27 protein-coding genes are annotated in these 25,421 nt (G+C 60.9%); 12 read left to right on the top strand and 15 right to left on the bottom strand.

Annotation, left to right across the window (positions count from 1 at the left end):
• Positions 1-82 precede the first annotated feature (82 nt).
• Together ATY80_RS11770 and ATY80_RS11765 are read left to right on the top strand one after the other, a co-directional pair.
• Positions 83-1,774, top strand: a complete 1,692-nt coding sequence (locus ATY80_RS11770; RefSeq protein ID WP_088692605.1) for an aconitase X — start codon at positions 83-85, stop codon at positions 1,772-1,774.
• Between the two features lie 9 nt (positions 1,775-1,783).
• Positions 1,784-2,812, top strand: a complete 1,029-nt coding sequence (locus tag ATY80_RS11765; protein WP_088692604.1) for a proline racemase family protein — start codon at positions 1,784-1,786, stop codon at positions 2,810-2,812.
• A gap of 44 nt (positions 2,813-2,856) precedes the next feature.
• Here the strand turns inward: ATY80_RS11765 and ATY80_RS11760 are convergent, their stop codons facing one another.
• From ATY80_RS11760 to ATY80_RS11740, 5 genes are read right to left on the bottom strand one after another with little or no spacing between them, the layout of a single operon-like run.
• On the bottom strand, positions 2,857-3,840 hold the full coding sequence (locus ATY80_RS11760) for an oligopeptide/dipeptide ABC transporter ATP-binding protein (protein WP_088692603.1): 984 nt from the start codon (positions 3,838-3,840) through the stop codon (positions 2,857-2,859).
• A complete protein-coding gene (locus ATY80_RS11755) occupies positions 3,833-4,840 on the bottom strand; it encodes an ABC transporter ATP-binding protein (RefSeq protein ID WP_088692602.1) in 1,008 nt (335 codons plus the stop codon). Before ATY80_RS11755 ends, ATY80_RS11760 begins: the two co-directional genes overlap by 8 nt.
• Positions 4,841-5,758, bottom strand: coding sequence for an ABC transporter permease subunit (locus tag ATY80_RS11750; RefSeq protein WP_088692601.1), 918 nt, complete (start codon positions 5,756-5,758; stop codon positions 4,841-4,843). It abuts the gene before it with no gap.
• Positions 5,755-6,678 carry an ABC transporter permease subunit gene (locus tag ATY80_RS11745; RefSeq protein WP_088692600.1) on the bottom strand — a complete coding sequence of 308 codons (924 nt, stop codon included), beginning with the start codon at positions 6,676-6,678 and terminating at the stop codon, positions 5,755-5,757. The genes ATY80_RS11750 and ATY80_RS11745 overlap by 4 nt, the downstream gene beginning before the upstream one ends.
• Positions 6,679-6,726: 48 nt before the next feature.
• Positions 6,727-8,307, bottom strand: coding sequence for a peptide ABC transporter substrate-binding protein (locus tag ATY80_RS11740; protein WP_088692599.1), 1,581 nt, complete (start codon positions 8,305-8,307; stop codon positions 6,727-6,729).
• A gap of 698 nt (positions 8,308-9,005) precedes the next feature.
• Between ATY80_RS11740 and ATY80_RS11735 the strand changes: the two genes are divergently transcribed.
• Positions 9,006-9,461, top strand: coding sequence for a GFA family protein (locus ATY80_RS11735; RefSeq protein ID WP_007528867.1), 456 nt, complete (start codon positions 9,006-9,008; stop codon positions 9,459-9,461).
• Positions 9,462-9,524: 63 nt separating this feature from the next.
• Here ATY80_RS11735 and lepA read toward each other — a convergent pair whose 3' ends face one another.
• Complete coding sequence (gene lepA, locus ATY80_RS11730; RefSeq protein WP_088692598.1) at positions 9,525-11,357, bottom strand: translation elongation factor 4; 1,833 nt, start codon at positions 11,355-11,357, stop codon at positions 9,525-9,527.
• Between the two features lie 140 nt (positions 11,358-11,497).
• Here lepA and ATY80_RS11725 point away from each other — a divergent pair, with 140 nt between their 5' ends.
• Positions 11,498-12,064, top strand: a complete 567-nt coding sequence (locus ATY80_RS11725) for an XRE family transcriptional regulator (protein ID WP_088692631.1) — start codon at positions 11,498-11,500, stop codon at positions 12,062-12,064.
• Positions 12,065-12,086: 22 nt separating this feature from the next.
• Positions 12,087-12,608, top strand: coding sequence for a GNAT family N-acetyltransferase (locus ATY80_RS11720; protein ID WP_088692597.1), 522 nt, complete (start codon positions 12,087-12,089; stop codon positions 12,606-12,608).
• A gap of 6 nt (positions 12,609-12,614) precedes the next feature.
• Here ATY80_RS11720 and ATY80_RS11715 read toward each other — a convergent pair whose 3' ends face one another.
• The 3 genes from ATY80_RS11715 to ATY80_RS11705 form a co-directional block, all read right to left on the bottom strand.
• Entirely contained in the window at positions 12,615-13,082 is a 468-nt protein-coding gene (locus tag ATY80_RS11715; protein ID WP_088692630.1) for a truncated hemoglobin, read from the bottom strand.
• A gap of 94 nt (positions 13,083-13,176) precedes the next feature.
• Positions 13,177-14,049, bottom strand: a complete 873-nt coding sequence (locus tag ATY80_RS11710) for a carbon-nitrogen hydrolase family protein (protein WP_245306820.1) — start codon at positions 14,047-14,049, stop codon at positions 13,177-13,179.
• Positions 14,050-14,074: 25 nt separating this feature from the next.
• Positions 14,075-14,788, bottom strand: a complete 714-nt coding sequence (locus ATY80_RS11705; RefSeq protein ID WP_088692595.1) for an LssY C-terminal domain-containing protein — start codon at positions 14,786-14,788, stop codon at positions 14,075-14,077.
• 187 nt (positions 14,789-14,975) lie between these two features.
• On the opposite strand from ATY80_RS11705, the gene recF reads away from it, so the two are divergent.
• From recF to ATY80_RS11690, 3 genes are read left to right on the top strand one after another with little or no spacing between them, the layout of a single operon-like run.
• Entirely contained in the window at positions 14,976-16,100 is a 1,125-nt protein-coding gene (recF, locus tag ATY80_RS11700) for a DNA replication/repair protein RecF (protein WP_088692594.1), read from the top strand.
• Positions 16,097-16,921, top strand: a complete 825-nt coding sequence (locus ATY80_RS11695) for a molybdopterin-synthase adenylyltransferase MoeB (protein WP_088692593.1) — start codon at positions 16,097-16,099, stop codon at positions 16,919-16,921. Before recF ends, ATY80_RS11695 begins: the two co-directional genes overlap by 4 nt.
• Positions 16,918-17,391, top strand: coding sequence for a GNAT family N-acetyltransferase (locus tag ATY80_RS11690; RefSeq protein ID WP_088692592.1), 474 nt, complete (start codon positions 16,918-16,920; stop codon positions 17,389-17,391). The genes ATY80_RS11695 and ATY80_RS11690 overlap by 4 nt, the downstream gene beginning before the upstream one ends.
• On the opposite strand, the gene ATY80_RS11685 is transcribed toward ATY80_RS11690, so the two are convergent.
• A complete protein-coding gene (locus ATY80_RS11685) occupies positions 17,388-18,389 on the bottom strand; it encodes a D-glycerate dehydrogenase (RefSeq protein WP_088692591.1) in 1,002 nt (333 codons plus the stop codon). The genes ATY80_RS11690 and ATY80_RS11685 overlap by 4 nt on opposite strands.
• Positions 18,390-18,570: 181 nt before the next feature.
• On the opposite strand from ATY80_RS11685, the gene ATY80_RS11680 reads away from it, so the two are divergent.
• Positions 18,571-19,110, top strand: coding sequence for an SH3 domain-containing protein (locus tag ATY80_RS11680; protein WP_088692590.1), 540 nt, complete (start codon positions 18,571-18,573; stop codon positions 19,108-19,110).
• Here ATY80_RS11680 and ATY80_RS11675 read toward each other — a convergent pair.
• The 4 genes from ATY80_RS11675 to ATY80_RS11660 form a co-directional block, all read right to left on the bottom strand.
• Entirely contained in the window at positions 19,103-20,095 is a 993-nt protein-coding gene (locus tag ATY80_RS11675; RefSeq protein ID WP_088692589.1) for an adenosine kinase, read from the bottom strand. The genes ATY80_RS11680 and ATY80_RS11675 overlap by 8 nt on opposite strands.
• A gap of 176 nt (positions 20,096-20,271) precedes the next feature.
• Positions 20,272-20,511, bottom strand: a complete 240-nt coding sequence (locus tag ATY80_RS11670) for a hypothetical protein (RefSeq protein ID WP_088692588.1) — start codon at positions 20,509-20,511, stop codon at positions 20,272-20,274.
• Positions 20,512-20,839: 328 nt separating this feature from the next.
• Positions 20,840-21,379, bottom strand: coding sequence for a hypothetical protein (locus ATY80_RS11665; protein WP_088692587.1), 540 nt, complete (start codon positions 21,377-21,379; stop codon positions 20,840-20,842).
• A 51-nt stretch (positions 21,380-21,430) separates the two neighbouring features.
• A complete protein-coding gene (locus ATY80_RS11660; protein ID WP_007528897.1) occupies positions 21,431-21,640 on the bottom strand; it encodes a cold-shock protein in 210 nt (69 codons plus the stop codon).
• A 408-nt stretch (positions 21,641-22,048) separates the two neighbouring features.
• On the opposite strand from ATY80_RS11660, the gene ATY80_RS11655 reads away from it, so the two are divergent.
• Positions 22,049-22,996, top strand: coding sequence for an AEC family transporter (locus ATY80_RS11655; RefSeq protein ID WP_088692586.1), 948 nt, complete (start codon positions 22,049-22,051; stop codon positions 22,994-22,996).
• Positions 22,997-23,051: 55 nt separating this feature from the next.
• On the opposite strand, the gene ATY80_RS11650 is transcribed toward ATY80_RS11655, so the two are convergent.
• Positions 23,052-23,627: a cytochrome c family protein gene (locus ATY80_RS11650; RefSeq protein WP_088692585.1), complete on the bottom strand. Its 576-nt coding sequence runs from the start codon at positions 23,625-23,627 to the stop codon at positions 23,052-23,054.
• Between the two features lie 154 nt (positions 23,628-23,781).
• Here ATY80_RS11650 and ATY80_RS11645 point away from each other — a divergent pair, with 154 nt between their 5' ends.
• On the top strand, positions 23,782-24,537 hold the full coding sequence (locus ATY80_RS11645) for a 3-deoxy-manno-octulosonate cytidylyltransferase (protein ID WP_088692584.1): 756 nt from the start codon (positions 23,782-23,784) through the stop codon (positions 24,535-24,537).
• 10 nt (positions 24,538-24,547) lie between these two features.
• A complete protein-coding gene (locus ATY80_RS11640) occupies positions 24,548-25,408 on the top strand; it encodes a prephenate dehydratase (RefSeq protein ID WP_088692583.1) in 861 nt (286 codons plus the stop codon).
• Positions 25,409-25,421: the final 13 nt, after the last annotated feature.

Genomic DNA, 25,421 nt, shown 5'->3' with positions numbered 1-25,421 from the left:
GGCGAACAGCGAGCCGACAGCGATGTTGGCTCGTAACGCCCCCGTTGGTGACCGCCATCTCCCCGTTTGAGGCCTCACCTGAATGAAACAGTCCGCACTCGATCGCAGCATTCTCGATGGTTCCGCCAGTGGCCGCATCATCGCCACCCAGGAGGCTTTGAGCTTCTGGGGAGGAGTGGACCCGGCGACCGGCAGCGTAATCGACGTGCACCATCCACTCCACGGGACCTGTCTCACCGGTGGCATCCTGATGATGCCGTCGAGCCGCGGATCCTGCACTGGTTCCGGTGTGCTTCTTGATCTAGTGCTGACAGGTCGCGCACCGGCTGCCCTGGTTTTTTCCGAAGCCGAGGACGTGCTGACGCTCGGCGCGCTGATCGCGTCGGAAATGTTCGGCAAGCCGCTGCCCGTCCTGCGGCTTGGGCGGGAAGCCTTTGCGGCGCTCTCTCACGCCCATACCGCCGACATCAGCGATGCGGCGGTTGTGGCAGACGGGTTGGAGATTCCGATCGCTCCTCCGGCGACCGCCACGCTTGACCTCACCGAAGCCGACCGCGCGATGCTTGACGGGCAGCAGGGCATCGCCGTGCAGCAGGCCATGCGCATCATTTGCGCAATGGCGGCGCAGCAGGGCGCCCTTGGTCTCGTGGATGTCACAAAGGGCCACATCGACGGCTGTATCTATGCGAGCCAGGCGAACCTCACCTTCGCGGAAAAGATGGCCGATATGGGCGCACAGGTTCGTGTGCCGACGACCATGAATGCCATTTCCGTCGATCGTGCCAATTGGCAGGCGCAGGGCGTGCCCTCAGCCTTCGGCGACGCGGCCGCGCGGCTTGCCGATGCCTACGTCCGCATGGGCTGTCGGCCAACCTTCACCTGTTCTCCATACCTGCTCGAAAGCGCGCCGCAGGCGGGCGAATCCATTGCCTGGGCGGAATCCAATGCGGTGATCTTCGCCAACACGGTCCTCGGCGCGCGGACGGCAAAGCACCCCGATTTCCTCGATCTCTGCATCGCGCTGACTGGGCGCGCACCACTTTCCGGCGTCTATCTTGACGAGCACCGGAAGGCGCGGCGGGTCATCGATGTGGAGCTGCCGGACCGCGTCGATGATGCCTTCTGGCCACTAATCGGCTATCTCGCCGGTCGCGCAGCGCCGGACCGCATTCCGCTTCTGCGCGGCCTGAGCTCCGCACGGCCCTCGCGAGACGATCTCAAGGCATTGTGTGCCGCCTTCGGCACCACCTCAGCAGCACCCATGCTGCATGTAGAAGGTGTCACGCCTGAAGCTGCTGTCGCTGCACGAGACGGTGCCGATCATGCTTTGATCTCCCGGGCCGATATGGTCTCCGCGTGGACGGTTCTGAACGGCGGGCCGGAAGAGGTTGAACTCATTGCCATCGGCAGTCCGCACGCCTCCCTGACCGAGTGCCGCGCCTTGGCTGAGGTCCTTGCCGGTCGTCGCCGGCATCCCGATGTCGCGGTGATCGTCACCGCCGGACGGCAGGTTATCAGCGAAGCTCGCAACGAAGGTCTGCTCGGCAGATTGGAGGATGCGGGAGTGCAGGTGCTGCCAGATCTCTGCTGGTGTTCGATCTCCGAGCCCGTATTCCCGACGCGGACCCGTGCCCTGCTGACGAATTCCGGCAAGTATGCCCACTACGGCCCAGGGCTCTCCGGCCGCGCCGTTCGCTTCGGCAGCCTTGCTGATTGTGTCGAAGCGGCTCTAACTGGTCGCGTCCCCCCGCGGCTCCCCAATTGGCTTTTCTGAGGAGGTATCATGCGCAGTACCAAGACCATCCATGTCGTGTCGGCCCATGCCGAGGGCGAGGTGGGCGATGTCATCGTTGGCGGCGTTACGCCGCCGCCCGGCGAAACCATATGGGAACAAAGCCGCTGGATCGCCCGCGATGGGACGTTGCGCAACTTCGTGCTGAACGAACCGCGTGGCGGCGTCTTCCGCCACGTTAATCTGCTGGTGCCCCCGAAGCATCCCGATGCCGATGCCGCCTTCATCATCATGGAGCCCGAGGACACGCCGCCGATGTCAGGATCGAACTCGATCTGCGTCTCCACGGTGTTGCTGGACAGTGGCATCCTGCCGATGGAGGAGCCCGTCACTGAAATCACCCTGGAAGCCCCCGGAGGCCTTGTTCGCGTACGTGCCGAGTGCCGCAACGGCAAGGCCGAGCGCATCTTCGTGCAGAACCTGCCGAGCTTCGCCGAGCGGCTGGATGCGAAGCTGGAAGTTGAGGGCCTGGGCACGCTGACCGTCGATACAGCCTACGGCGGCGATAGCTTCGTGATCGTCGATGCAGCCGCGATGGGCTTCAGCCTGACGCCGGACGAGGCCCATGACATTGCGAAGCTGGGCGTGCGTATCACCAACGCCGCCAACACGGCGCTCGGATTTCATCACCCGGAAAATCCAGACTGGAAGCACTTCTCCTTCTGCCTCTTCGCAGGGTCGGTGGAGCGCACCGCCGAAGGCCTGCGTGCGGGCGCCGCCGTCGCGATCCAGCCCGGCAAGGTCGATCGCTCGCCGACCGGGACGGCGCTGTCGGCGCGCATGGCGGTATTGCATGCGCGCGGCCAGATGAAGCTCGAAGATCGTCTAACGGCTGTCTCGCTGATCGGCTCGACCTTCTCCGGCCGCATTCTCGGCACGACGAAAGTCGGCGATCGCGCGGCGATCCTGCCGGAGATTTCTGGCCGGGCCTGGATCACCGGCACCCATCAGCACATGCTCGATCCGTCGGATCCCTGGCCAGAGGGCTACCGGCTCACCGACACCTGGGGTGCGCGCTGAATGGATGAGAAGGCCTGCCTGACGGCAGGCCTTCCGTCAGCTTGCTAACGATCCATGTGATAGCAGGCGGCGGTCTGCCCAGCACGAACCTGCTCCGTTGCCGGCATTTCCGTGCGACAGATATCCGTCGCCTTCCAGCAACGCGGCGAAAAGACGCAGCCTGGCGGCGGATTGAGTGGCGAGGGCGGATCACCTTGTAGTCGGATACGTTGTCGGTCCCGGGCAAGTTTGGGATCGGGCACGGGTGCGGCCGAAAAGAGGGCTTGCGTGTAAGGATGCGCTGGCCGGTCGAATACGGTAGCGCAATCGCCGGCCTCGACCACCTTGCCGAGATAGAGCACCAGCACGTCGTCCGAGATTAGTCGCACGACTGAAAGATCATGGCTGATGAAGATCAACGTCAGCCCAAACTCCTTGCGAAGCTTGCGCAGCAGCGTGATGACTTGCCCCTGGATCGATACGTCGAGTGCCGAGACCGGCTCGTCGCAGATAATGAGCTTCGGTCGCGTCACGACAGCGCGGGCGATGCCGATGCGCTGCGCCTGGCCGCCCGAGAATTCGTGCGGATAGCGGTTGATCATCTCCGGCACGAGGCCGACAGCACCCATGATTTCTCGCACGCGCGCCACGCGTTCCGCCTTTGTAAGCTTCGGTTCGAAGACTGTGAGCGGTTCGGCAATGATGTCGCCGACGGTCATGCGCGGGTCGAGCGAGGCGATCGGATCCTGGAAGATGATCTGCATGTCGCGGCGAGCTGCCCGCATCTCTTCGTCCGATAGGTCGAGGAGATTGCGCCCCTGCCAGAGGATGCGGCCTTTCTGCGACTTCAGCAGGCGGAGGATCGAGCGGCCAAGCGTGGATTTGCCGCAACCGGACTCGCCGACGACGCCGAGTGTCCGGCCTTCTCTGAGGTCAAAGCTGACATTGTTCACGGCGGTCAGCAGTGATGGCGGTTTGAAAAAGCTCTTCGACGGGATTTCGAACTGAGTGGTGAGGTTCTCAACTCGTAGGAGCGATCGTTCAGCCATGATTCATAACCTCCTCACGGCGCGGGAAGGGATGGAAGCAGGCCGCGGAATGACGTTCCGCCAATGTCTCGAGCTTCGGTGATACGTCGATGCAATCGTTCTGAACCATGGGACAACGCGGCGAGAAGCTGCAGCCCTTCGGCAGGTGCTGCAAATTGGGCGGCCGGCCGGGGATGACGGCGAGTTGGTCGACGTCCTGGTCGGGTCGAGGAATCGAAGCGTGCAGCGCAGCCGTATAGGGATGCGCCGGCACCTCGAAGAGTTCGTCCACCGGCGCTTCCTCGACGATCCGCCCGGCATACATGACGGCCACGCGATCCGCGAGGCCCGCGACGACGCCCAGATCATGCGTGATCATGACCAGCGCCGTGTTCATTTCCGCCGTCAGGTCGTTGAAGAGATCGAGGATCTGCGCCTGGATCGTAACGTCAAGCGCCGTCGTCGGCTCGTCGGCAATGAGCAGCTTCGGCTTGGTCAGCAGTGCCATGGCAATGACGATACGCTGGCGCATGCCGCCCGACAGCTCGTGCGGGTAGAGGTTGAAGCGCCGCGTTGGGTCGGGGATGCCGACCCGCTTCAGCATATCGAGTGCCTCGTTGGAGGCAGCCCGTGCCGTGAAGCCCCGGTGGACCTCGAGCTGCTCCGTCAATTGGCGGGAGATCCGCAGCGACGGATTGAGGGCCGTCATCGGGTCCTGAAAGACCATGGCCATGTCCTTGCCGCGGACATGGTCGAGTTCGCGCGGCTTCAACGCCAATACGTCCTTGCCCTCAAGCAACGCCTGGCCGCTGGTGCGGCCATTCTTGGCAAGCAGGCCCATGACGCCGAGGAAGGTCTGGCTTTTGCCCGATCCCGACTCGCCGACAATCGCCACGCGCTCGCCGCGCCGGATCGAAAGGTTCATGTTGGAAACGGCCTTCACCTCGCCATCCGGCGTCGCAAAGGTGATCGAGTAGTCTTTCAGTTCGAGAAGCGTGTCGTTTTTTGTTTCTTGTTGCATCTATCGATCCTTCGGGTCGAACGCGTCGCGCAGGCCGTCGCCGATGAAAAGCAGGCTCATCAGCAAGGCGACGAGGAAGCAGGCCGGGAAGATCAGCAGCCACGGCATGCTTTCCATGGCGTCGGTGCCCTCGGCAATCAGGGTGCCGAGCGACGTCAGCGGTTCTTGAACACCGAAGCCAAGGTAGGACAGGAAGCTCTCTGTCGCGATAATTTCCGGAACCGTCAGCGCGGCGAAGATCACCACCGGTCCGACGAGGTTCGGAATGATGTGCTTGAGGATGATCTTGAATGGCTTCTGGCCGGACGCGCGGGCTGCTTCGATGAACTCACGCTGCTTGATCGACAGCGTTTGTCCGCGCACGATTCGGGCCATGGTCAGCCACTCCAGCGCACCGATTGCTGCAAACAGCAGGTAGACGTTTCGGCCGAACACTACCATCAGCAGGATGACGAAAAGAATGTAAGGCAGTGCATACATGATATCGACGAAGCGCATCATGATCGCATCGAGCCTGCCGCCGATGTAGCCGGAAATCGCGCCGTACAGCACCCCGATCACCACCGAAACGATGGTTGCCGTTGCCGCGACGGCGAGTGACACGCGGGTACCGTAGAGCACACGGGCAAGCAGATCTCGGCCATTCGGATCGGTTCCGAAATAGTGGCCGCTCTCCATATCGGGCGGCATCCGGAATGCCGCCCAGTCCGGCTCCTCATAGTCGAATGTGATGAGGTACGGGCCGAGGAATGCCGCCAGAATCAGGAGGACGAGCACAATGATGGCAACCACTGCTGCCTTGTTGCGGGAAAGACGACGCAGCGCATCGCCAGTCAGCGAGCGGCTCTTGTGGGAGAGCCCCTCGGCTTCGAGAAGTTCAGCCGCAAGCAGCTCTCTCTTTGCGGGATTGAGAATCATCGGTTTCTCACTTTCGGATCGAGCCACGCATAGGCAATGTCGACGAGAAGGTTCAGAACGACGATCAGCACCATGTAGAAGATGACCGTGCCGAGAACCATGCCGTAGTCGCGGTTCAGCGCTGCGTTGACGAAGTAGCGGCCGATGCCAGGCAATCCGAAGATGCTCTCGACAACGAGCGAGCCGGTGAGAAGGTAGCTGGCCGCCGGGCCGAGATAGGACACGACAGGCATCATGGCGGGCTTCAGCGCGTGACGCATGACCGTTAGCCGCGGGCCGATACCCTTGGCCTTGGCGGTGCGAATGTAGTTCTGGTTCATCACCTCGATCATTGAGCCGCGGGTCATGCGTGAAATGCGGCCCGCATGCGGCAGTGCCAGCACAACGATCGGGATGACGAGATACTTGAACGAGCCGTCACCCCATCCGCCGACGGGCAACCAGCCGAGGTGGATGCCGAAAATCAGCTGCAGGATGGGCGCAATCAGAAAGTTTGGAAGAACCAGGCCGACGAGAATGAGCAGTCCGAGGACGTAGTCGGGCGCCTTATTCTGATAAAGCGCCCCAACACAGCCGACGGTCACGCCGATGAGAATGGCAAAGATAAAGGCGAGGCCGCCAATGGTGAAGGTGTAGGGCAGGCCAATCATGATCTGCTGGGCAACGCTGAAGTCTTCGTTGGCGAAGGACGGGCCAAGGTCACCCTTCAGGACGTCGAAGACATAGATCAGGTATTGTTCGATCAGCGGCTTATCGAGATTGTAGTGGGCGGCGAGGTTTTTCAGGATCACCGGCGGCAATGGCCGCTCGCCATCGAATGGGCCGCCGGGAGCAAGGCGCAGGACGAAAAAGCTGAGTGTCACGGCGATCCACATCACGGGGATCGTCGACAGCAGGCGACGGAGTGCGTATTTGATCATGGTCGTAGATCGGCCCTTCCCACGTTCAGCGGGAAGGGCCGGTGTTCCTTATTCTTTGATTGACAGCCAGCGCGTGCGATGGATGTCCTGAATATTGTCTTCGAAGCCCTGGACCTTCGGGGAAACGACGTTCTTCGAGACATAGTAGTACAGCGGAATGGCGGCGCTGTCGTCGAGTGCAAGCCGCTCAGCCTTCTTGAAGATCTCGGCGCGTGTCTTCAGGTCTGTCTGGGCGTTGGCTTCCTTGATCAGCTTGTCGTATTCCGGATTGCTCCAGCGGCCGTAGTTCATCGAGACGCCGGAAACCAGCAGACCGAGGAAGTTGTCCGGATCGTTGTAGTCCGCGATCCATCCGGCGCGGCCGATCTCGACCTGACCATGCTGCATTTCGTCGTAATGCACCTTGGTTTCGGTATTGTAGAGCTCGATCTGAACACCGAGCGGCTTCCACATCGAAGCAATGGCGACCGCCACGCGCTTGTGGTTGTCGTTGGTGTTGTAGCGAAGCTGTGCTTTCAGCGGATGGTCAGGTCCGAATCCAGCTTCTTTGAGCAGCTTCTTTGCTTCTTCCACCTTTTCCTTGTACGGCATGTCCTTCCAGCTGACATAGGCAGGCTCGCCATAATTGGCGGTGCCCGGCGGAACCCAGGAATAGGCCGGCAGTTCGCCGGTGCCGAGAATCTTCGGACCGATCACTTCGCGGTTGACGGCCATGGAGAGGGCCTGGCGGACGCGCTTGTCGTTGAACGGCGGCTTGGTGGCGTTGAGGACGTAATAGTAGCTCGCAAGGTACGGCGTGACGTGCGCCTGACCCGGCAGGTTCTTCTTCATCCACTCGTACTGGTCAGTCGGGAAGTCGGTCATGATGTCGAACTCGCCGGCCCGGTAGCGCTTCAGGGCCGCTTCCTGGTCTTCGAGCGTGAAGAATTTGACGCCGTCGATCTTCAGGTCTTTCTCGCCGTAATACTGGTCGTTCTTGACGGTCGTGACGGACGCGCCCGGAATCCACTCGGTCGGCTTGTACGGGCCGTTGGTGACGATGTTGCCGATCTTCACCCAATCGGTGCCCTTTGCCTCAACCACATGCTTCGGCAGCGGATAGGCGGTGTAGTGCATCAGCGAATTGATGAAGTAGGGGGTTGGGTTCTCGAGCGTGATCTCGAGCGTCTTGTCGTCGATTGCCTTAACGCCGAGCTGGCTGAAATCGGTGATTTCGCCCTTGTTGATCTTTTCCGCGTTCTTGATGGTGAACTGCAGGTACGCGTATTCGGCGGCGTTCTTCGGATCAACCAGGCGCTGGAAGGCGAAAACAAAGTCGCCGGCCGTTACCGGCTGTCCGTCCGACCACTTGATGCCGTCACGAAGCTTGAAGGTATAGACCTTGCCGTCGTCCGAAACCTTCCAGCTTTCGGCCTGCCCCGGAATCGGATCGTCCTTCGGGTCTTCCGTTACGAGGCCCTCGAAGATGTCGCCTGCAATGCGGTTTTCATAGTCGCTCGACAGCTTCTGGGGGTCGAGTGACTGCGGGTCGCCACCGTTGTGGATATTGAGCGTCGCTGCATGCGCCGACACGGCCAGCAGCGAACCAAACACTGCTGAAGCCAGAAATTTTTTCGTAAGGAAGTTCATATGGGGGCCACCTTTCTAGGCTTTGCGCCTTTATTAGTCGTTTGTTCCCGTGACCAGTTACGTTCAGGTCAACGTGCAACCTATCGTAAAGGTCTGGCGTTGCAAGCCCCCAAATGAAATAGCGAGCACCGCCTTCTGCGGCGGTGATTTTTGTGCCGCATTTCGTCAGGTGGCTACGGAAAGGAGGATTTTGGACAGATGTTGAAGCGTTTTGGTAAGATTGGCGCGCCTCGTCATAATCAATCTTTGGTTGAAGTTATTTATGCTAGCCGGCTCAATTTTCGGCGTTTGCAGGCCGAATTGCATTGATAATTCAACGACTGGTGCGTCGATTTGCCGTCTGTTTGCGACATTCGTCGCACCGATTTTTGAAATGTTGCGTTGTCCTCTGAGGGTCTGCGAATGACCGGCGCCAGATCGCGCCACGGAACGAGGAAGCCTGCGCCACGCATCGAGAGTACGTCATGACCCGAACAAGCACTTCCGCCGACGATGTGGCGTTGAGCGCCGACATCAGGCCTACACGACGCGCCCGATCCTAGGATCGCGATCGCCTGGCTCTTGGCTGTCGCGCGGATGTGAGCGGGACCGGAACTTCCTCATGCTCCAGGAAGCGGCTGCCTGCCCCGTCTGCGGCGCTCACATTTGACGCTTCACCGCTCGCTGCTAGATTGAGCATGACGAAGAAGGAGGCTGCAATGACCGAAATGGAACTGCCTTGGGAGGGCGGCTGCCGATGCGGCCGCGTGCGATTGAAGATCAGCGCCAAGCCGCTGTTGACCATGGCCTGCCATTGCACGGGCTGCCAGAAGATGTCGTCAAGTGCCTACTCGCTGAGCGCGGCGATCCCGGCGGAAGGCTTTGCGATCACGGAAGGGGAGCCCGTCATCGGCGGTCTGCACGGTCCCGAGGCGCACCACTACTTTTGTGGCGACTGCATGACCTGGATGTTCACACGGTCGGAGGGGATGGATTGGTTCGTCAATCTTCGCCCGACGATGCTGGACGATCCGCGCTGGTTCAAGCCGTTCATCGAAACGTGGACGCGCGAGAAGCTGCCCTTCGCCGAAACCGGCGCGGTCCGCAGCTATGAGGCACTGCCCGAGATGGACGCCTATGAAGGCCTGGTGAAGGAATATATGGCCTGCAGCTGAGGCGGGGAAATCAGGTAATAGCCCGGCCATGCGTTGCTTGCCGGCCGGGCTGAAAGTGGCGCTTTACTCGTCGCCCATCTTGAGCGCGGCGATGAAGGCTTCCTGCGGAATCTCCACTTTGCCGAACTGGCGCATGCGCTTCTTGCCTTCCTTCTGCTTTTCCAGAAGTTTGCGCTTGCGGGTGGCGTCGCCGCCGTAGCACTTCGCCGTGACATCCTTGCGCAGCGCCGAAATGGTCTCGCGGGCAATGACGTTGCCGCCGATTGCAGCCTGAATCGGAATCTTGAACATGTGCTTCGGGATCAGCTCCTTCAGCCGCTCGCACATGTCGCGACCGCGCTTTTCGGCAGACGCGCGGTGGACGAGCATGGAGAGCGCATCGACCGGCTCGCCGTTGACGAGGATCGACAGCTTGACGAGATTGCCTTCACGGTAGCCTTCGAGGTGATAATCGAAGGAGGCATAGCCCTTCGAAATCGACTTCAGCCGATCATAGAAATCGAAGACGACTTCGTTGAGCGGCAGCTCGTAGGTCACCATAGCGCGCGTGCCGACATAGGTCAGTTCCGTCTGGATACCGCGACGGTCCTGGCAGAGCTTGAGGATGCCGCCGAGATAGTCATCCGGCGTCATGATGGTCGCCTTGATCCAGGGCTCGCGGATCTCTTCGATCTTGACGACATCGGGCATGTCGGCCGGGTTATGCAGCTCGCGCTCGCTGCCGTCCGTCATCGTCAGCTGATAGACGACCGAGGGAGCCGTCGCGATCAGGTCGAGGTCGAATTCGCGTTCCAGGCGCTCCTGGATGATTTCGAGATGCAGCAGGCCGAGGAAGCCGCAGCGGAAGCCGAAGCCGAGCGCCGCGGACGATTCCATTTCAAAGGAGAAGGAGGCGTCGTTGAGGCGAAGCTTGCCCATCGCCGCGCGCAGATCTTCGAAATCGGCAGCATCGACCGGGAAGAGGCCGCAGAAGACGACAGGCTGGGCCGGTTTGAAGCCCGGCAGGGCTTCGGCGGTCGGGCGCTTGTCTTCGGTGATCGTGTCGCCGACGCGGGTATCGGCCACCTCTTTGATCGAAGCAGTGATGAAGCCAATCTCGCCAGGACCGAGGCTATCGACATTGACCATCTTCGGCGTCAGCACGCCGATGCGCTCCACCTGGTACTTGGCATCCGTGCCCATCATGCGGATCGTCTGTCCCTTGGTCAGCACGCCGTCGATGACGCGGACGAGAACCATGACGCCGAGATAGGTGTCGTACCAGCTGTCGACGAGCAGCGCTTTCAGCGGCGCCTTTTCGCCACCCGGGCTCTTTGGCGCCGGCAGCTTCTGGACGATGGCCTCGAGGACATCAGGGATGCCGAGACCGGTCTTTGCCGAGATCAGCACGGCTTCCGAAGCGTCAATGCCGATCACTTCCTCGATCTGTTCCTTGATACGGTCGGGTTCGGCCGCAGGCAGGTCGATCTTGTTGAGGACGGTGACCAGCTCATGATTGTTGTCGATCGCCTGGTAGACATTGGCAAGCGTCTGGGCTTCGACGCCCTGCGACGCGTCGACGACCAGCAGCGAACCTTCGCAGGCCGAGAGCGAGCGCGAGACTTCGTAGGCGAAGTCGACGTGGCCGGGCGTGTCGATCAGGTTGAGGATATAGGTCTCGCCATCCTTCGCCTTGTAGTGAAGGCGCACAGTCTGGGCCTTGATGGTGATGCCGCGCTCTCGCTCGATATCCATGTTGTCAAGCACCTGCTCGGACATCTCGCGCTCCGCCAGGCCCCCGGTCGATTGGATCAGGCGGTCGGCAAGCGTCGATTTACCGTGGTCGATGTGGGCCACGATCGAGAAATTGCGGATATGGGAAAGCGGAGTCGTCGAATTGGTGCTCATGCGCGCCATATAGCAGCGCTGCCCCTTGCCGCAAAGCGGAAAAGCAGGAGTTCGTTTACGATAAGCGGCTGTTTCTCAGGTGGAAACATAACTCTTGATTCCATCATCAGACTATGCGTTTCTATTATAGTAGAAAATCGGATCTGATGATGGAACAGGAACTCGAAACGGCGATCGGCATTCGCATCCGCAAGCTCCGGGTGCAGAAGAACTTAACGTTGGACGACCTTGCCAATGCCTCCGGCGTCAGCCGCGCCATGATCTCACGGATCGAGCGCGGCGAGGCGAGTCCGACTGCCTCGCTGCTCGCGAGGGTCTGTGCAGCACTCGACTTGTCGCTTTCCGCCTTCTTCGCGGAAGAAGGCGAAGTCTCACCGTTGTCGCGCCGGAAGGATCAGCAAGTCTGGCGGGATCCGGAGACGGGCTACGTCAGACGCTCCGTCTCGCCGCCTGGCACGGCTTCCGATGTCGACATCGTCGACGTCGAATTCCCGCCTGGCAGCCGCGTCAGTTTCCCTCCGCATGCGGCAAGCAGCGGCATGACCCAGCATGTCTGGCTGTTCGATGGCGAGATGGAAATGACAACGGGCGATAGCGTGTATCGCCTTCTGCCCGGCGACTGTCTGTTCATGCCGGTCGGCGAAGGCCATGTTTTTCATAACCCCGGCAACATTCCCGCCCGCTATTGCGTCGTGCTCGACCGGCGCGGGCGCTAATTCATTTCATTGGAGAAAAGTGATGACAGCAACGATCCGCCTTCTTGACGCGGCAATGGCCCGCGCGGCGATCCCCGACCTTTGCGAGGTGCTGACCGACTGCGTCAACGGCGGTGCCTCTGTCGGCTTCATGCAGCCCTACACGAACGCCGATGCCGAGCCCTATTGGCAGGGTGTTGCAGATGCCGTTGCCGCAGGCGCGACGCTGCTCTTCGTTGCCGAGATCGAAGGCAGGGCCGTCGGCACGGTCCAGGTCGGTGCGGCGCAGATGCCGAACCAGCCGCATCGCGGCGATCTGAAGAAGCTGCTGGTGCATCGCTCCGCCCGGGGCAAGGGGTTGGCGCGTCTGCTGATGGATGCCGCGGAACGCGAAGCTGCCGCGCGCGGCAAGACGCTTCTGGTGCTCGACACGGCAACCGGAAGCGCAGCCGAGGCGATCTATCCACGGCTTGGCTGGGAGCGGGTCGGCGTGATCCCTGATTATGCACTGTGGCCGGAAGGTGGCCTCTGCGCCACGACGTTTTTCTACAAGCGTGTTGCCTGAGATGGCTTAGGCGGGCTTCCGCTGCGGGTCGTCGAGCGCTGGGTTGTAGAACAGCGATAGCGTCAGGCTCCTGGCGATCCGCTCGGCGGTCGCCATGAACCAGCCTTTGGCCTCCCGGTTCGGGGCGATATCGCTGAGTGTCTCGGAAAACAGTGCCAGCCACTGCGGGAAGAGATCGGGCGACATGTTCGCGACACCCGTATGCGCCTGCACTGGCTTGCCACCATAGGCGCCGCTGCGGAAAGCGACCGATGACCAGAAGCTCTTCATCTTCTGAATATGCTCGGGCCAGCGGCCGGAGAGCCTGGCATCGAACACCGGCCCAAGCGTCGGATGCTGGAGCACGCGGCCATAGAACGTCTCAACCAACCGATCGATGAACGCTTCATCGATGCCCATCGCCTTCATTTCGGCTTCGGCGCGCTCGCGAATGGCGGCCACATGTGCCGCACGGCCCTGTATTTCGGTATCCATCATGAACTCCGGCATGTCGCAACCCGCGACCGCTTCCATATAGGCGATTGGTACCGTGAGATGAAGGCGCTGCGACGCAAGGCAGCATTGCGTGTCAATAGCCGCTTCTGTTTTCGCTTCTTGGATCGTCGACCATCTTCTCGCGATAGATGTCGCCCTGTCGCGCCTTCAGCCGCCAAGGCCGGGCCTTCTGCAGCGGGATGTCGTAAAGGGCGTCGTCGCGATCGAGCGTCGCGGTCACGAGGTTCGGTTCGGGAGTTGCAGGGCACTGCGTCACCCATTTTCCATCCGGGCCGATGATGCCCGCCGGGCCTTTGGCGGCCTTCTGCACCGGCGTCGCAGCACTGATCCAGATGCAGTTCAGCCCCGCATGAGCGCGAAGCGCAATCTGGAAGTACTCGGCAATGCCATACGAGGAGAAAAGCACGGCATCGACGCCGAGTGTCTCATATTCTTGAAACACTTCCTGAAATTGAGATTCGATGCAGATGGCGCAGCCGAATCGATAGCCGTCGGTATCGAAGGTAATCGGTGCGGTGCCTGGGGAGTACCAACCGCCAAGTTCGCTGTTCGACAGGAACCTCTTGTCGTAGCGGGTGAGAAGCGCCCCTTCTTCGGAGAAGATGTAGAGGCTGTTGTGCGGTGGACAACCGTTCTCCAGCCGATGCGCTCCGCCGACAACCGCAAAGATGCCGAGGTCGCCGCACAGATCGGCGATCGCCCTAAGCTCCGCTTCCTGCTTGTGCCAATCGAAACTCCTCCAGTCATCGGGATGCATGATCTGGAACTTCGAGTATCCCGAAAGCGCGCCCTCGCAGAAGTTGATGACACGCACGCCGCTGGCGGCCGCGGCTACTATCATGTTCCGGATTGCGCTGCCGTTTGCTGCGATGTCGGAGGAAACCAGGGTCTGTGCTGCGGCAATCCTCAACGGCGCACCTCTCGTGATTCGGTCCGCATCTTCCACCGATCTGGCGCAGCTTGGAAGCGGGTTAGGGCGTGGCGGGGCCACGCAGCACGCCGATCAGTGCTTTCCCATCGGTGAAATACGGGTCGCCGCCGCCGTTGCGACCGGTCTTCGTGGCGCCGATGCCCGGGATTTCATAGGTGGAGGACAATTGCTCGGCCGTCTGAAGATCTCCGATAACAAGATCCCGCTCGGCATCGACATCAGGCGCAATGTGATGGGTGATCTGGCCGGTGTCGTGGCTGAAACCAACACCGCGGTCAAAGCTCGCCGAGCCGAGCCAGAGTGGTCGCCCATCTTCACCGCTCTTCTTGGTTTCCCAGAAACGGACGTGGTGGCGTTCATCGGCGCTCTTGCCAACGGCCTTTTCAAAAGCCAGATCCTGTTGGCGGCCCTCGAACAGCAATGGGCTCACTGGAGCGTCTAGGTCGGGCCGATCGAGCACGACGCTCAAGCCGATTTCGGCCGATGTCCGTAGCGTGATCTTGTCAGCCGGATCCCATCCAGCCGACGCGAATGCACGGAGCACACCCTCCTTCGAACCGACAAGCCCGACATTGATGGGGTCGCCCGGAATGTCCTGTTTGGTGGTGGTCACCATTGGGCCAAATTCCGCGATATGGCCGGCGTCGCGATGGATCCATATTTCAGGCACGAAGAAGTAGGCGACGAGCAGATACGCAACCAATAGGATCGCCACACCGCTAACCACCATCCGCGTTTTCGTCAAACGTCTCATCGAAGTCCCCCCGGTCTCGACGTTATCATACAATCGTCCAACGTCGGGGCCAACATCCACCTTCTATCGCGCCGATCTCGTGCCAGGTGCGTGCTCATTCCGCCATCGGCATACCGACTGGACCTCGCACCCTTGCCATCCGTCCTCGTTGCGCTTAGCTCTCGGGCACCACGAATCCGGATATCGAATGCCGCACAAGGTCTCCCTGTCCCGTCTCAAGCTCACCGACTTTCGCAATTACGCGTCAGTCTCGCTGTCGCTCGATGGTCGGCATGTGGTGCTGACGGGAGACAATGGCGCCGGCAAGACCAATCTGATGGAAGCCGTTTCCTTCCTGTCGCCAGGCCGCGGTCTGCGCCGTGCCACCTATGGCGATGTCACCCGCGTCGGCGCGACTGCTGGTTTCTCGATCTTCGCCGAGCTTGACGGTATGGAAGGCGAGGTGGAGATCGGCACCGGTGTCGACACCACCGATGACAGTGCGTCCCGGCGCCTGCGCATCAACGGCACGCCCGCAAAGGCGGCGGATGAACTGACCGATCATCTGCGCCTCCTATGGCTGACGCCCTCGATGGATGGGCTGTTCACCGGTGGCTCGTCCGAGCGCCGCCGTTTCCTTGATCGGCTCGTGCTGTCGCTCGATCCGGCCCATGGCCGCCGTGCCAGCGATTTCGAGCGCGCCATGCGCAGCCGCAACAAGCTGCTCGACGAGCGCCGCTTCGATCCCGCCTGGCTCTCCGGCCTCGAACAGCAAATGGCGAGCCTTGGCATTGCCATGGCGATGGCACGCCAGGAGATGCTCGGCCTTCTTGCCCGCCTCATCGAAGAGACGCACGAAACCTCGCCCTTTCCTGCTGCAGCGCTCGAGCTTGCCGGCTTCATGGATGGTCAGTTCTCGCGCCCCGCCGTCGATCTTGAGGATGAGTATGCGGTCATGCTTGCGGAGAGCCGCTACCGCGACGCCGCGGCCGGTCGCACGCTCGAGGGCCCCCATCGCGCCGATCTGCTTGTCCGCCACCGGCAGAAGCAGATGGAAGCAGCGCGCTGCTCCACCGGCGAGCAGAAGGCCCTGCTGGTCGGGCTGATTCTTGCCCATGCGCGGCTGGTCGCCAATCTCACCGACCACGCGCCGGTCCTCTTGCTCGATGAGATCGCCGCGCATCTCGACGAGGGAAGGCGGGCTGCGCTGTTCGACCTCATTGACGCGCTCGGCGGTCAGGCCTTCATGACAGGCACGGATCGCGCCATGTTCTCCGCCCTCGGCGAGCGTGCGCAGTTCTTCACCGTTGCCGATGGAAAGGTTTTCGAATGACCGATGCCGCTTCCCCCTCGACCAAAGGCCGTGTTAGCATCGCGCCCATGGAACCCCTCAGCCCGGAAGAAATCGCGCGATATCAGCGTCATATCCTGCTTCCTGAGATCGGTGGCGCAGGCCAGCAGAAGTTGAAAGCTGCCCGCGTGCTGGTCATCGGTGCCGGCGGGCTGGGAGCGCCGGTCCTGCAGTATCTGGCGGCCGCCGGTGTCGGCACGATCGGCATTGCCGATGACGACCGCGTTTCGCTCTCCAACCTGCAGCGGCAGGTGATCCACGATTCCGGAACGATCGGCGAGCTGAAGACGGAAAGCGCCGCCTTCGCGATCGCCCGCCTGAACCCGCACGTTAACGTGATCCGCTTTGAAGAGCGCTTCTCACCGGATTCGGCGCGCCGTCATCTCTCTGGCTTCGATCTGCTGATCGACGGCTCCGATAATTTTGATACGCGCTATACGGCAGCCGACGCCGCCGAGGCTGCGCAAATCCCATTGGTGACCGGCGCTGTCGGTCGCTTCGATGGCTCCGTCACCGTTCTGAAGCCTTACGAAATGGCCGAGGACGGGACGCCAAACCCGACCTATCGCGATCTCTTCCCCGAGAAGCCGCCGGCAGGACTGATCCCAGCCTGTGCCGAGACTGGCATCATCGGCGCGCTGACGGGTGTGATCGGCACGCTGATGGCGATGGAAGCGATCAAGCTTGTCACCGGTACCGGCGAACCGCTAATTGGCCGGCTGTTGCTCTACGATGCGCTTGCCGCCCGCTTCGATACGATCCGCTACAAGCGCCGCCGCCAGAGGCAGCGCCAGGCATCATGAACATCGTTCGCATCGACGAAGATTTTCAGCGCTGGGACGAGCTGTTGGCGCTGGTCCTGTCGTCGTTCGCCTATATGAATGATCGCATCGATCCACCGTCTTCGGCCTTGAAGCTTACGCCGGCGACGTTGGCAGATAAGGCGCGCTCCGAAATCGCCCATGCGGCTATGGAAGGCGGTATCTTGTGCGGCTGCGTCTTTCTGCGACCGGAAGAAGGCTGCCTTTATGTCGGCAAGCTGGCGATTGCCCCGGACGCCCAGGGCCGGGGCATCGGTCGCAAGCTGCTGGCCATTGCCGAGCAGGTGGCACGAGACCGCGCACTGCCGTCACTGCGGCTCGAGACCCGCATCGAGCTTGTCGAGAATCATGACGTCTTCATGCGCTGGGGATTTGAGAAGACTGCCGAAAACGCGCATCCCGGCTTCACCAGGACGACGTCGATCGAGATGCGCAAGCCGGTCTTGGCCTAACGGCCTGGCAGCACGCGGTTTGGCGGGCGATGGCCGTCGATGAAAGTCCGTATGTTGATGATCACCTTGTCGCCCATGTCGATACGGCCTTCGATCGTTGCCGAGCTCATGTGCGGCAGAAGCACGACCTTGCCTTCATTCGCCAGTTTGACCAGCTTCGGGTTGACCGCCGGTTCGTTCTCGAAGACATCGAGACCCGCACCTGCCAGCTTGCCTTCACGCAGACTTTTGATCAGCGCCGCTTCGTCGATGACGTCGCCGCGCGCGGTATTGACCAGATAGGCGGTTGGCTGCAGCAGGGCCAGGCGGCGCGCTGAAAGCAGGTGGAATGTTGCCGGTGTCGAAGGGCAGTTGACCGAAACGATGTCCACACGGGCAAGCATCTGGTCAAGGCTTTCCCAGTAGGTCGCTTCCAACTCGTCTTCTGTCGCCGGGTTCACCCGCTTGCGGTTGTGATAATGGATCGAGAGGCCGAAAGCCTTGGCGCGGCGCGCAACGGCGGTGCCGATCCGCCCCATGCCAACGATGCCGATGCGCTTGCCGTGGATGCGCCGGCCGAGCATCCAGGTCGGCGACCAGCCGGGCCATTCGCCCGGATGGTCGGTCAGCACTCGCGCACCTTCGCCCAAGCGGCGCGGCACAGCGAGGATAAGCGCCATGGTCATGTCGGCCGTGTCTTCAGTCAGCACGTTCGGCGTGTTCGTGACGGTGATGCCCTTGCGGGCCGCCGCTTCGACGTCGATGTGGTCGGTGCCGTTCGAGAAGCTGGCGATCAGCTTCAGCTGCGGCCCGGCCTCTTCGATCAGGCTGGCGTCGATCCGGTCGGTGACGGTCGGTACCAGCACGTCGGCGCTTTTGACCGCAGCAATCAGCTCGGACTTGGAGCGTGGCGCATCGTCGATATTGAGTTCCGCGTCGAAGAGTTCGCGAATGCGCGTCTCGACTGCGTCGGGCAGCTTCCGCGTGATGTAGACCTTCGGTTTTTTCTTCGTCGTCATGTGCGCCGGCGCTAACTTGTAAAGAGGTCCTTAACCAAGACGCGGGATAATTTTCCCGTTCCGGGCATTTTCTACCAGACCCGCGCGCGAAGACAAACAAAACTCGCTCAGCGTGCGCAGGAATGTCGAATTCCCGGAATCAGGCAGCAGTCCTGCCCTCCTCTGAGCAAACGGAAGTCCCATGCATAGCAAAGTCCTGAAATCTTGCCTCGCCCTTGCGATCGGTTTCGTGCTTTCGGCGGGAACGGCTGAAATGGCTGCCGCACAGGCTGCAAAGGGACCGAGCGGTCTGCCGCTGCCGCGCTTCGTCACGCTCAAGTCAAAGCGCGTCAACCTGCGCATCGGCCCCGGCACCGACTATGCGGCCTCATGGATGTATCTGAAGGCCGGCCTGCCGGTCGAGATTATTCAGGAATACGATAACTGGCGTCAGATCCGCGATGCCGACGGCACCGAGGGTTGGGTCAACCAATCGCTGCTGTCGGGCTCGCGTGCGGCGATCGCGGCCCCGTGGATGAAGGGCAAGGGCAAGTCCGTCTACGTCAACATGCGTCGGGACGCTCTGCCGTCGGCAAGCATCGTCGCCAAGCTGGAGCCCGGCGTTATGATGAACATCGGCGAATGCAATGGCGATTGGTGCTTCGCCAAGAGCGACGGCGCCGAAGGCTGGGTGGCGCAGTCGGAAATCTGGGGCGCATATCCAGGCGAAGCCTTTAAGTAAGGTTCGCCTGCTTGCCGGCTTCGGCAAGCGACTTCATCGGACGCGGGCCGATCTGCTGGATCACGATACCGGCGGCAAGGCAGCCGAGCTTGCCGCAATCTTCCAGCGTCCGACCTTGCGTGTAGCCGTAGAGGAAGCCCGCGGCGAACAGATCGCCCGCACCTGTGGTATCGACCAGTTGCTTGATCTTGATCGCGTCCACGTAGAAGCGCTCGTTGCCCTTCAGGATCACGGCGCCGTTCTCGCTCATCGTCACGGCGGCGATCTTGCAGTCCTTGGCGATGCTGTTCAGCGCCCCTTCGAAGTCGTCGGTTTCGTAGAGTGCCAGCGCTTCCTGACGATTGGCAAAGACGATGTCGACAGTGCCGGAGCGCATCAGGTCGAGGAATTCGCCGCGATAGCGGTCAACGCAGAAGCTGTCGGAAAGCGTCATCGACATTTCGCGGCCGTTCTCGTGGGCGACACGGGCGCATTCGCGGATCGCTTCCTTGGCGCGCGGCGGATCCCAGAGATAACCCTCGAAGTAGGTGACCTTGGACTGGGCGACCACGTCGACCTCGACGTCTTCGGGTCCGAGCTCGACACAGGCGCCGAGATAGGTGTTCATCGAGCGTTCGCCGTCGTCGGTGACGAAGATCATTGAGCGAGCGGTCGGCGGGAATGTCCCCTTCGGCTGCGTCTGATAGTGAACGCCTTGTGCACGGATATCGTGGGCGAAGATCTCGCCGAGCTGGTCTTCCGCGACTTTGCCGAAATAGGCAGCCTTGCCGCCGAAGCTCGCGACACCTGCCGCCGTGTTGCCGGCGCTACCGCCGGAGGCCTCTACCGCCGGTCCCATGCGCGCATAGAGAAGCTCGGCGCGCTCGGCATCGATGAGGTTCATCGCCGCCTTTGTGATCTCGTTGTCAATGAGGAACTGGTCGTCGCAACGCGCGATGATATCGACGATGGCGTTGCCGACAGTCAGAACATCGAATTTGGTCATGAAAGGGAAGGTCCCGGTTTAGGTGATAGCCGGTGACCGGTCTTAGCGAATTTTCGCCGCATGGGAAGCGGAAATGCCGTTAGAGCTTTCAATCGATCGCAAAAACGCGGCTGTGACGAATGAAATGCCACGAGCAGTCCGACGGCGTGACAGCGACGTTTCAATGAGGCTGTGTCTCAAGCAACGGCCGCATAGATGAGGTCGGGAACCACAAGCCACTCGTTCTTGCGCAAGGCGGACACATCGAGCCTGCCGCGTCGGTCGCGGCGAGCAACTCCCACGAAGCGATAGCGGCTGCCTCTGGTGTCGATCACGCGAGCAGGGATGGGTCTGCCATCGATATGGCCGATGACCGGTCCATCAGACCGCGAGCCATTCAGGAAAAAATACTCATGAGGGACGCTCCTGCTCACCATCCTAGTGGCCTTTCGTTTGGTTGTGCGCACGGCGTAAACTCACCGCGGACGCACTTCTCATCGTCGGGGCTGGCCTTCTTCAAAGGAGCGGCGCTTTTTGATGGCGACCTGGGAAAATTTCTTGATCTCCGTGACAAATGGCTTCCTTTGGCGACGTATGTAGGGCTCCCGCCGGTTGGCGAAAGTGAAGATGCCGTCGACAGGTGGCCAACGGTCACGTCTCGTCACAAGGATGGAGACAAAGCCATAGTCATTCCATTCGGACGCCCGGCGCCTGGAATTAAAATCTCATATGAATTGAAAGGCTGCATTGCCCGTGGTGGGCGATCTAGTGCTCGATTTGCTGCTCTGCCACGGCGCTTGCGATAATCTGATCGGAGCCCTTGGCATAGAGTGGAAGCGTCAGGGTAATTGCTTCGTCGCGCCCGTTGATGCTGGCCGTATATCGCTTGTAGACGCGATCCTGCCCTTGCTCTTCACCTGCCGAGACAGCGTTCACTTTCTCGACTAAGGCCTTCTCGAAGACAGTTGCATCGACGTCGCCCAATGCCACCGTGCAACCTTCGATGGTTTTGCCCCCAACGTCCGCTCGCGAGACCACTAGCGCCTGAAAACTGTCGCTTTCACCGCCGCTGACGATCCACCCTTCCAGCGCTTCGGGGTTTTCCATCGGTGTGAAGGTCAGCGCCAGATCCTGTGCCATGGAAGGCCATTCGTCTGTTTTCGCGCGCTCTGATGTACGTTCGAAATCTGGACCGGAGGACACGCAGCTGTCGTAGAAGAACGCAAGCTTCGAGCTCGCGTCGTCGGCAAATGACGGTCCGGTCACCACAAGCATGAAGAAGCAGACAGTCAAGCTACGCTTCATATTGTCTCCGCGCGTCAAAGCCAGTGCGGCCTTTCGGCCGCACTGATCATTTCAAAGTTGCCGGATATTGTCGGCAGAGGTTCTGCCGGTCCGACGGTCCTGCGCCACTTCGAACGCTATGCCCATTCCCTCTTTCACGGTGTCGATCCCGCCGCGTTGGGCGGCCGTGATGTGCAGGAAGACATCGGTGCTTCCGTCATCCGGCGTGATGAACCCAAAGCCCTTGTCCTGGTTGAACCACTTGACTTTACCTGTTGGCAAAATTTACCCCCATGTTGGTCTCCCCAGCCAAGATGCGACATCGCACGATTTTGTCGGCCGGCACAAGAGCCGTTGATAACAGGAGATTGCGGCGGGCTGACAGCGCTTCGCAAAAATGCCGCCCTGACGTCATCCCCGCGTCATTTTCAACCCTTATAGGGATGCTCATTGAGATTGGCATGAGCGGCTTGCGGGCTGCAGCCAATGGCGAAGGGGATGATGCCCTTCGACGATACCGGAGCGACGCTGACCACGGATGAACTGGCGGCTCGCGAACCGGCTATCCGGCCAGACCGGATGCGGAAAAGCGGGCGAGGCCCGCTTTTTTTGTTTTTATGCCCGGCGTGTTTGTCATCTCGTCCGATTTGCTGCTACGCATAATCATCTCTCGCAAGGCAGCCGCATTGAATGTCAGCCATCATCTTCGACGTCCTTCCCATTTTCATCATGATCCTGATCGGTTGGCTGACCGTGAAACTGCGGCTGATGAAGGCGGAGATCGGGGATGCGCTGAGCGAGTTCGTCTTCAAGATCGCCGTACCGTTGTTACTGTTCCGCACGATCGCCGAAGCTGATTTTCATGGTGCCTCGCCGTTCCGTCTCTGGATCGCCTACTTCTCCGGCGTTGCGGTGACATGGGTCGCCGCCCATATCGCCGCGACGCGCTTCTTCGGGCGCGATGACCGCATCGGCGTGCTGGCCGGAGTGTCGTCAGCCTTCGCCAACACAATCTTCATCGGCTTGCCGCTCGTCCAGCGCACGGTCGGCGACAAGGGGCTCGTGCCGCTCTCCATTCTGATCGCGGTCCATCTTCCTGTGATGATGATCATCGGGACCATTATGATGGAGCGCGCCGAACACAAGATCGCCGGCAAGACGGAGCGCAGCATCGCCAAAGTGGTGCGCCAGATCGCCCATAATCTCCTCAAGAACCCTCTGGTGATCGGCTTGGCCGGGGGCGCTACCATGCATCTTCTCGGTCTCACCATGCCGGGGCCAGTCGAATCCATCGTCAATCAGATCGCTGGCGTGGCTGGGCCGGTTGCGCTGATCTCGCTCGGCATGGCGCTCGAAAAATACGGGATATCGGGCAACGCGGGCATTGCCAGCGTCACCTCCGCCTTCAAGCTGTTGCTGTTGCCGGCCTGCGTCTGGACGGCAAGCCGCCTGGTGGGCCTGGCCGGCGATTGGACGGCCGCTCTCGTGCTGATCTCGTCCGTTCCGACGGGCGTCAACGCCTGGCTGATCGCCAATCGCTTCGGTGTCGGCCATAGTCTGGCAGCCTCGACAATCACGCTGACCACCGCGCTCGGCGCCATCTCGGTGACGTTCTGGGCTTTTCTGCTCGGCGCATAGGACAAAAGAAAAGCCCGGCGTAGGGCCGGGCTTGTCCGCAAGAGCAGCGTAGCGATTACTGTGTCGCGCTATCCGGTGCGTTCGGATCCGGAAGCGGAACCGGCGAATCGGCCAGGGTGTGAAGGTAGAGGATAACGTTGGCGCGATCCGTGTCTTTCGGGAGACCCGCAAAGCCCATCGCCGTGCCGGCAACATACTTTTTCGGCGCTGTCAGGAAGTGGCTCAGATGATCGAAGGTCCACTTCTCGCTGCCGCCCTTGGAGAAGTCCTTCATAGCAGACGAATAGGCAAAGCCCTCGTGCGTGCCGATTGGACGATCAACGAGACCATAGAGGTTCGGGCCAACTTTGTTCGGCCCCCCCTTGGTCGCGTCATGACAGGCCTGACACTTCTTGAAGATAGCTTCGCCGGCCTTGGCGTCTGCCTTTGCGAGCAGCTGCGCGATCGGAACGGCTGCAGCAGGTGCAGCCTCGCCGCCACCGGAGGCTGCCGCCTCTTCGGCTACGATCGCAAAACCTTCCTTTTCCGGCTTCTCCGAATGAAAGATCCCCTCCGACGCGATGGAGACGGACATCAGAACGAAAACCGTCCCGAGCAGTGCCCCCACCGCCGTATTCACGTATGAATTCATCTGCAATGCTCCCCTTGCAGCCGGCAGACATAAAACCGGACCATCTTGAAATCGCGCGGAACCTATGTCTTTTGGCTATTCGTTGCAACAGTCTAAATGGGCTGTTGCGTGAGACTTTTTGACACCTTTCCGCCCGGATTAGAAGGCCCGAACAATGACCAGTCCAAATTTAGATGACGTGCTCGTGTTGATCCCGGCTCGCATGGCATCGACCCGTCTTCCGGGTAAGCCGCTCGCCGATATCTGCGGCCTGCCGATGATTGTTCAGGTGGCCTTGCGTGCCAAGGAGGCTGCGATTGGCCGCGTCGTCGTCGCGGTCGATGACCAGCAGGTCTACAATGTCGTTGCCGAGGCGGGCTTCGAAGTCATTATGACGAGCAAGGATCATCAATCCGGTTCGGATCGTATCTACGAAGCCCTGGCGAAGGTGGACCCGGAGGGGCGCGCCAAGCTCATCGTCAACGTGCAGGGTGACTTGCCGACGATCGAGCCGGAAACCATTCGTGCCGCGCTGCGCCCGCTGGAAGACCCGAGCGTCGATATCGGGACACTGACGATCGAGATCGAGGACGAGGCCGATAAGACAGCGCCTCATATCGTCAAGGTCGTCGGTTCGCCGCTCTCCGACAGCCGCCTGAAAGCCCTCTACTTTACGCGCGTCACGGCGCCCTACGGCAACGGCCCGCTCTATCATCATATCGGCCTTTATGCTTACCGCCGCTCGGCCCTGGAGCGTTTCGTTGCGCTCGGACCGTCCGTGCTGGAGAAGCGCGAGTCGCTCGAACAGCTACGCGCGCTCGAAGCTGGCATGCGCATCGATGTCGAGATCGTTGACACGATTCCGCTTGGTGTCGATACTCCCGCCGACCTTGAAAAGGCGCGGCGCATTCTCTCCGCTAGAACGAAGTGACGGATTTCCCATGAATATCAAGACCAACAGGATCGCCTTTCAGGGCGAGTTCGGCGCGAATTCCGACATGGCGTGCCGCGACATGTTTCCGACCATGGAACCGCTGCCGTGCCAGACGTTCGAGGATGCCTTTGTGGCGGTCGAGAACGGCGATGCCGACATCGGGATGATCCCGATCGAAAACACAATCGCCGGTCGCGTCGCCGACATTCATCACCTGTTGCCGGAGTCCCGTCTGCATATCATCGGCGAGTATTTCATGCCGATCCGATTCCAGCTGATGGTCCTTCCTGGCGTCACCAAGGATGAAATCCGCACCGTTCACAGCCACATCCATGCGCTCGGCCAGTGCCGCAAGATCGTTCGCTCGCACGGCTGGAAGCCGGTGATCGCTGGCGACACGGCCGGCGCGGCAAAGCTTGTCAAAGAGACCGGAGATCGCTCGATGGCCGCGCTTGCCCCGCGTCTTGCTGCGGATCTCTACGGTCTCGAGATCGTTGCAGAGAACGTCGAAGATACTGAGGACAACGTCACCCGCTTCGTCGTCCTCGCTCGCGACGAGGAATGGGCGCATCGGAACTCCGCTGAAGAGAAGGTCGTCACGACCTTTGTCTTCAACGTCCGAAACATCCCTGCCGCGCTCTACAAGGCGCTCGGCGGTTTTGCGACGAACACCATCAACATGACAAAACTGGAGAGCTATCAGCTCGGTGGCAAGTTTGTCGCAACGCAGTTCTATGCCGACATTGAAGGCCATCCGAACGATCCGAACGTCCGGCGTGCGCTCGAGGAGCTGCGCTTCTTCTCCGAGAAGGTGCGCATTCTCGGCGTCTACAAGGGTCACCCGATGCGGGGCCAGTTACAGAAATGAAAAGGGCGCCTCC

This window comes from Rhizobium sp. R711 (genome assembly GCF_002211365.1).
Taxonomy (GTDB): Bacteria; Pseudomonadota; Alphaproteobacteria; order Rhizobiales; family Rhizobiaceae; genus Rhizobium.
Note: the sequence above shows the minus strand (reverse complement) of the source record. Positions and strands in the feature narration are given on the sequence as shown.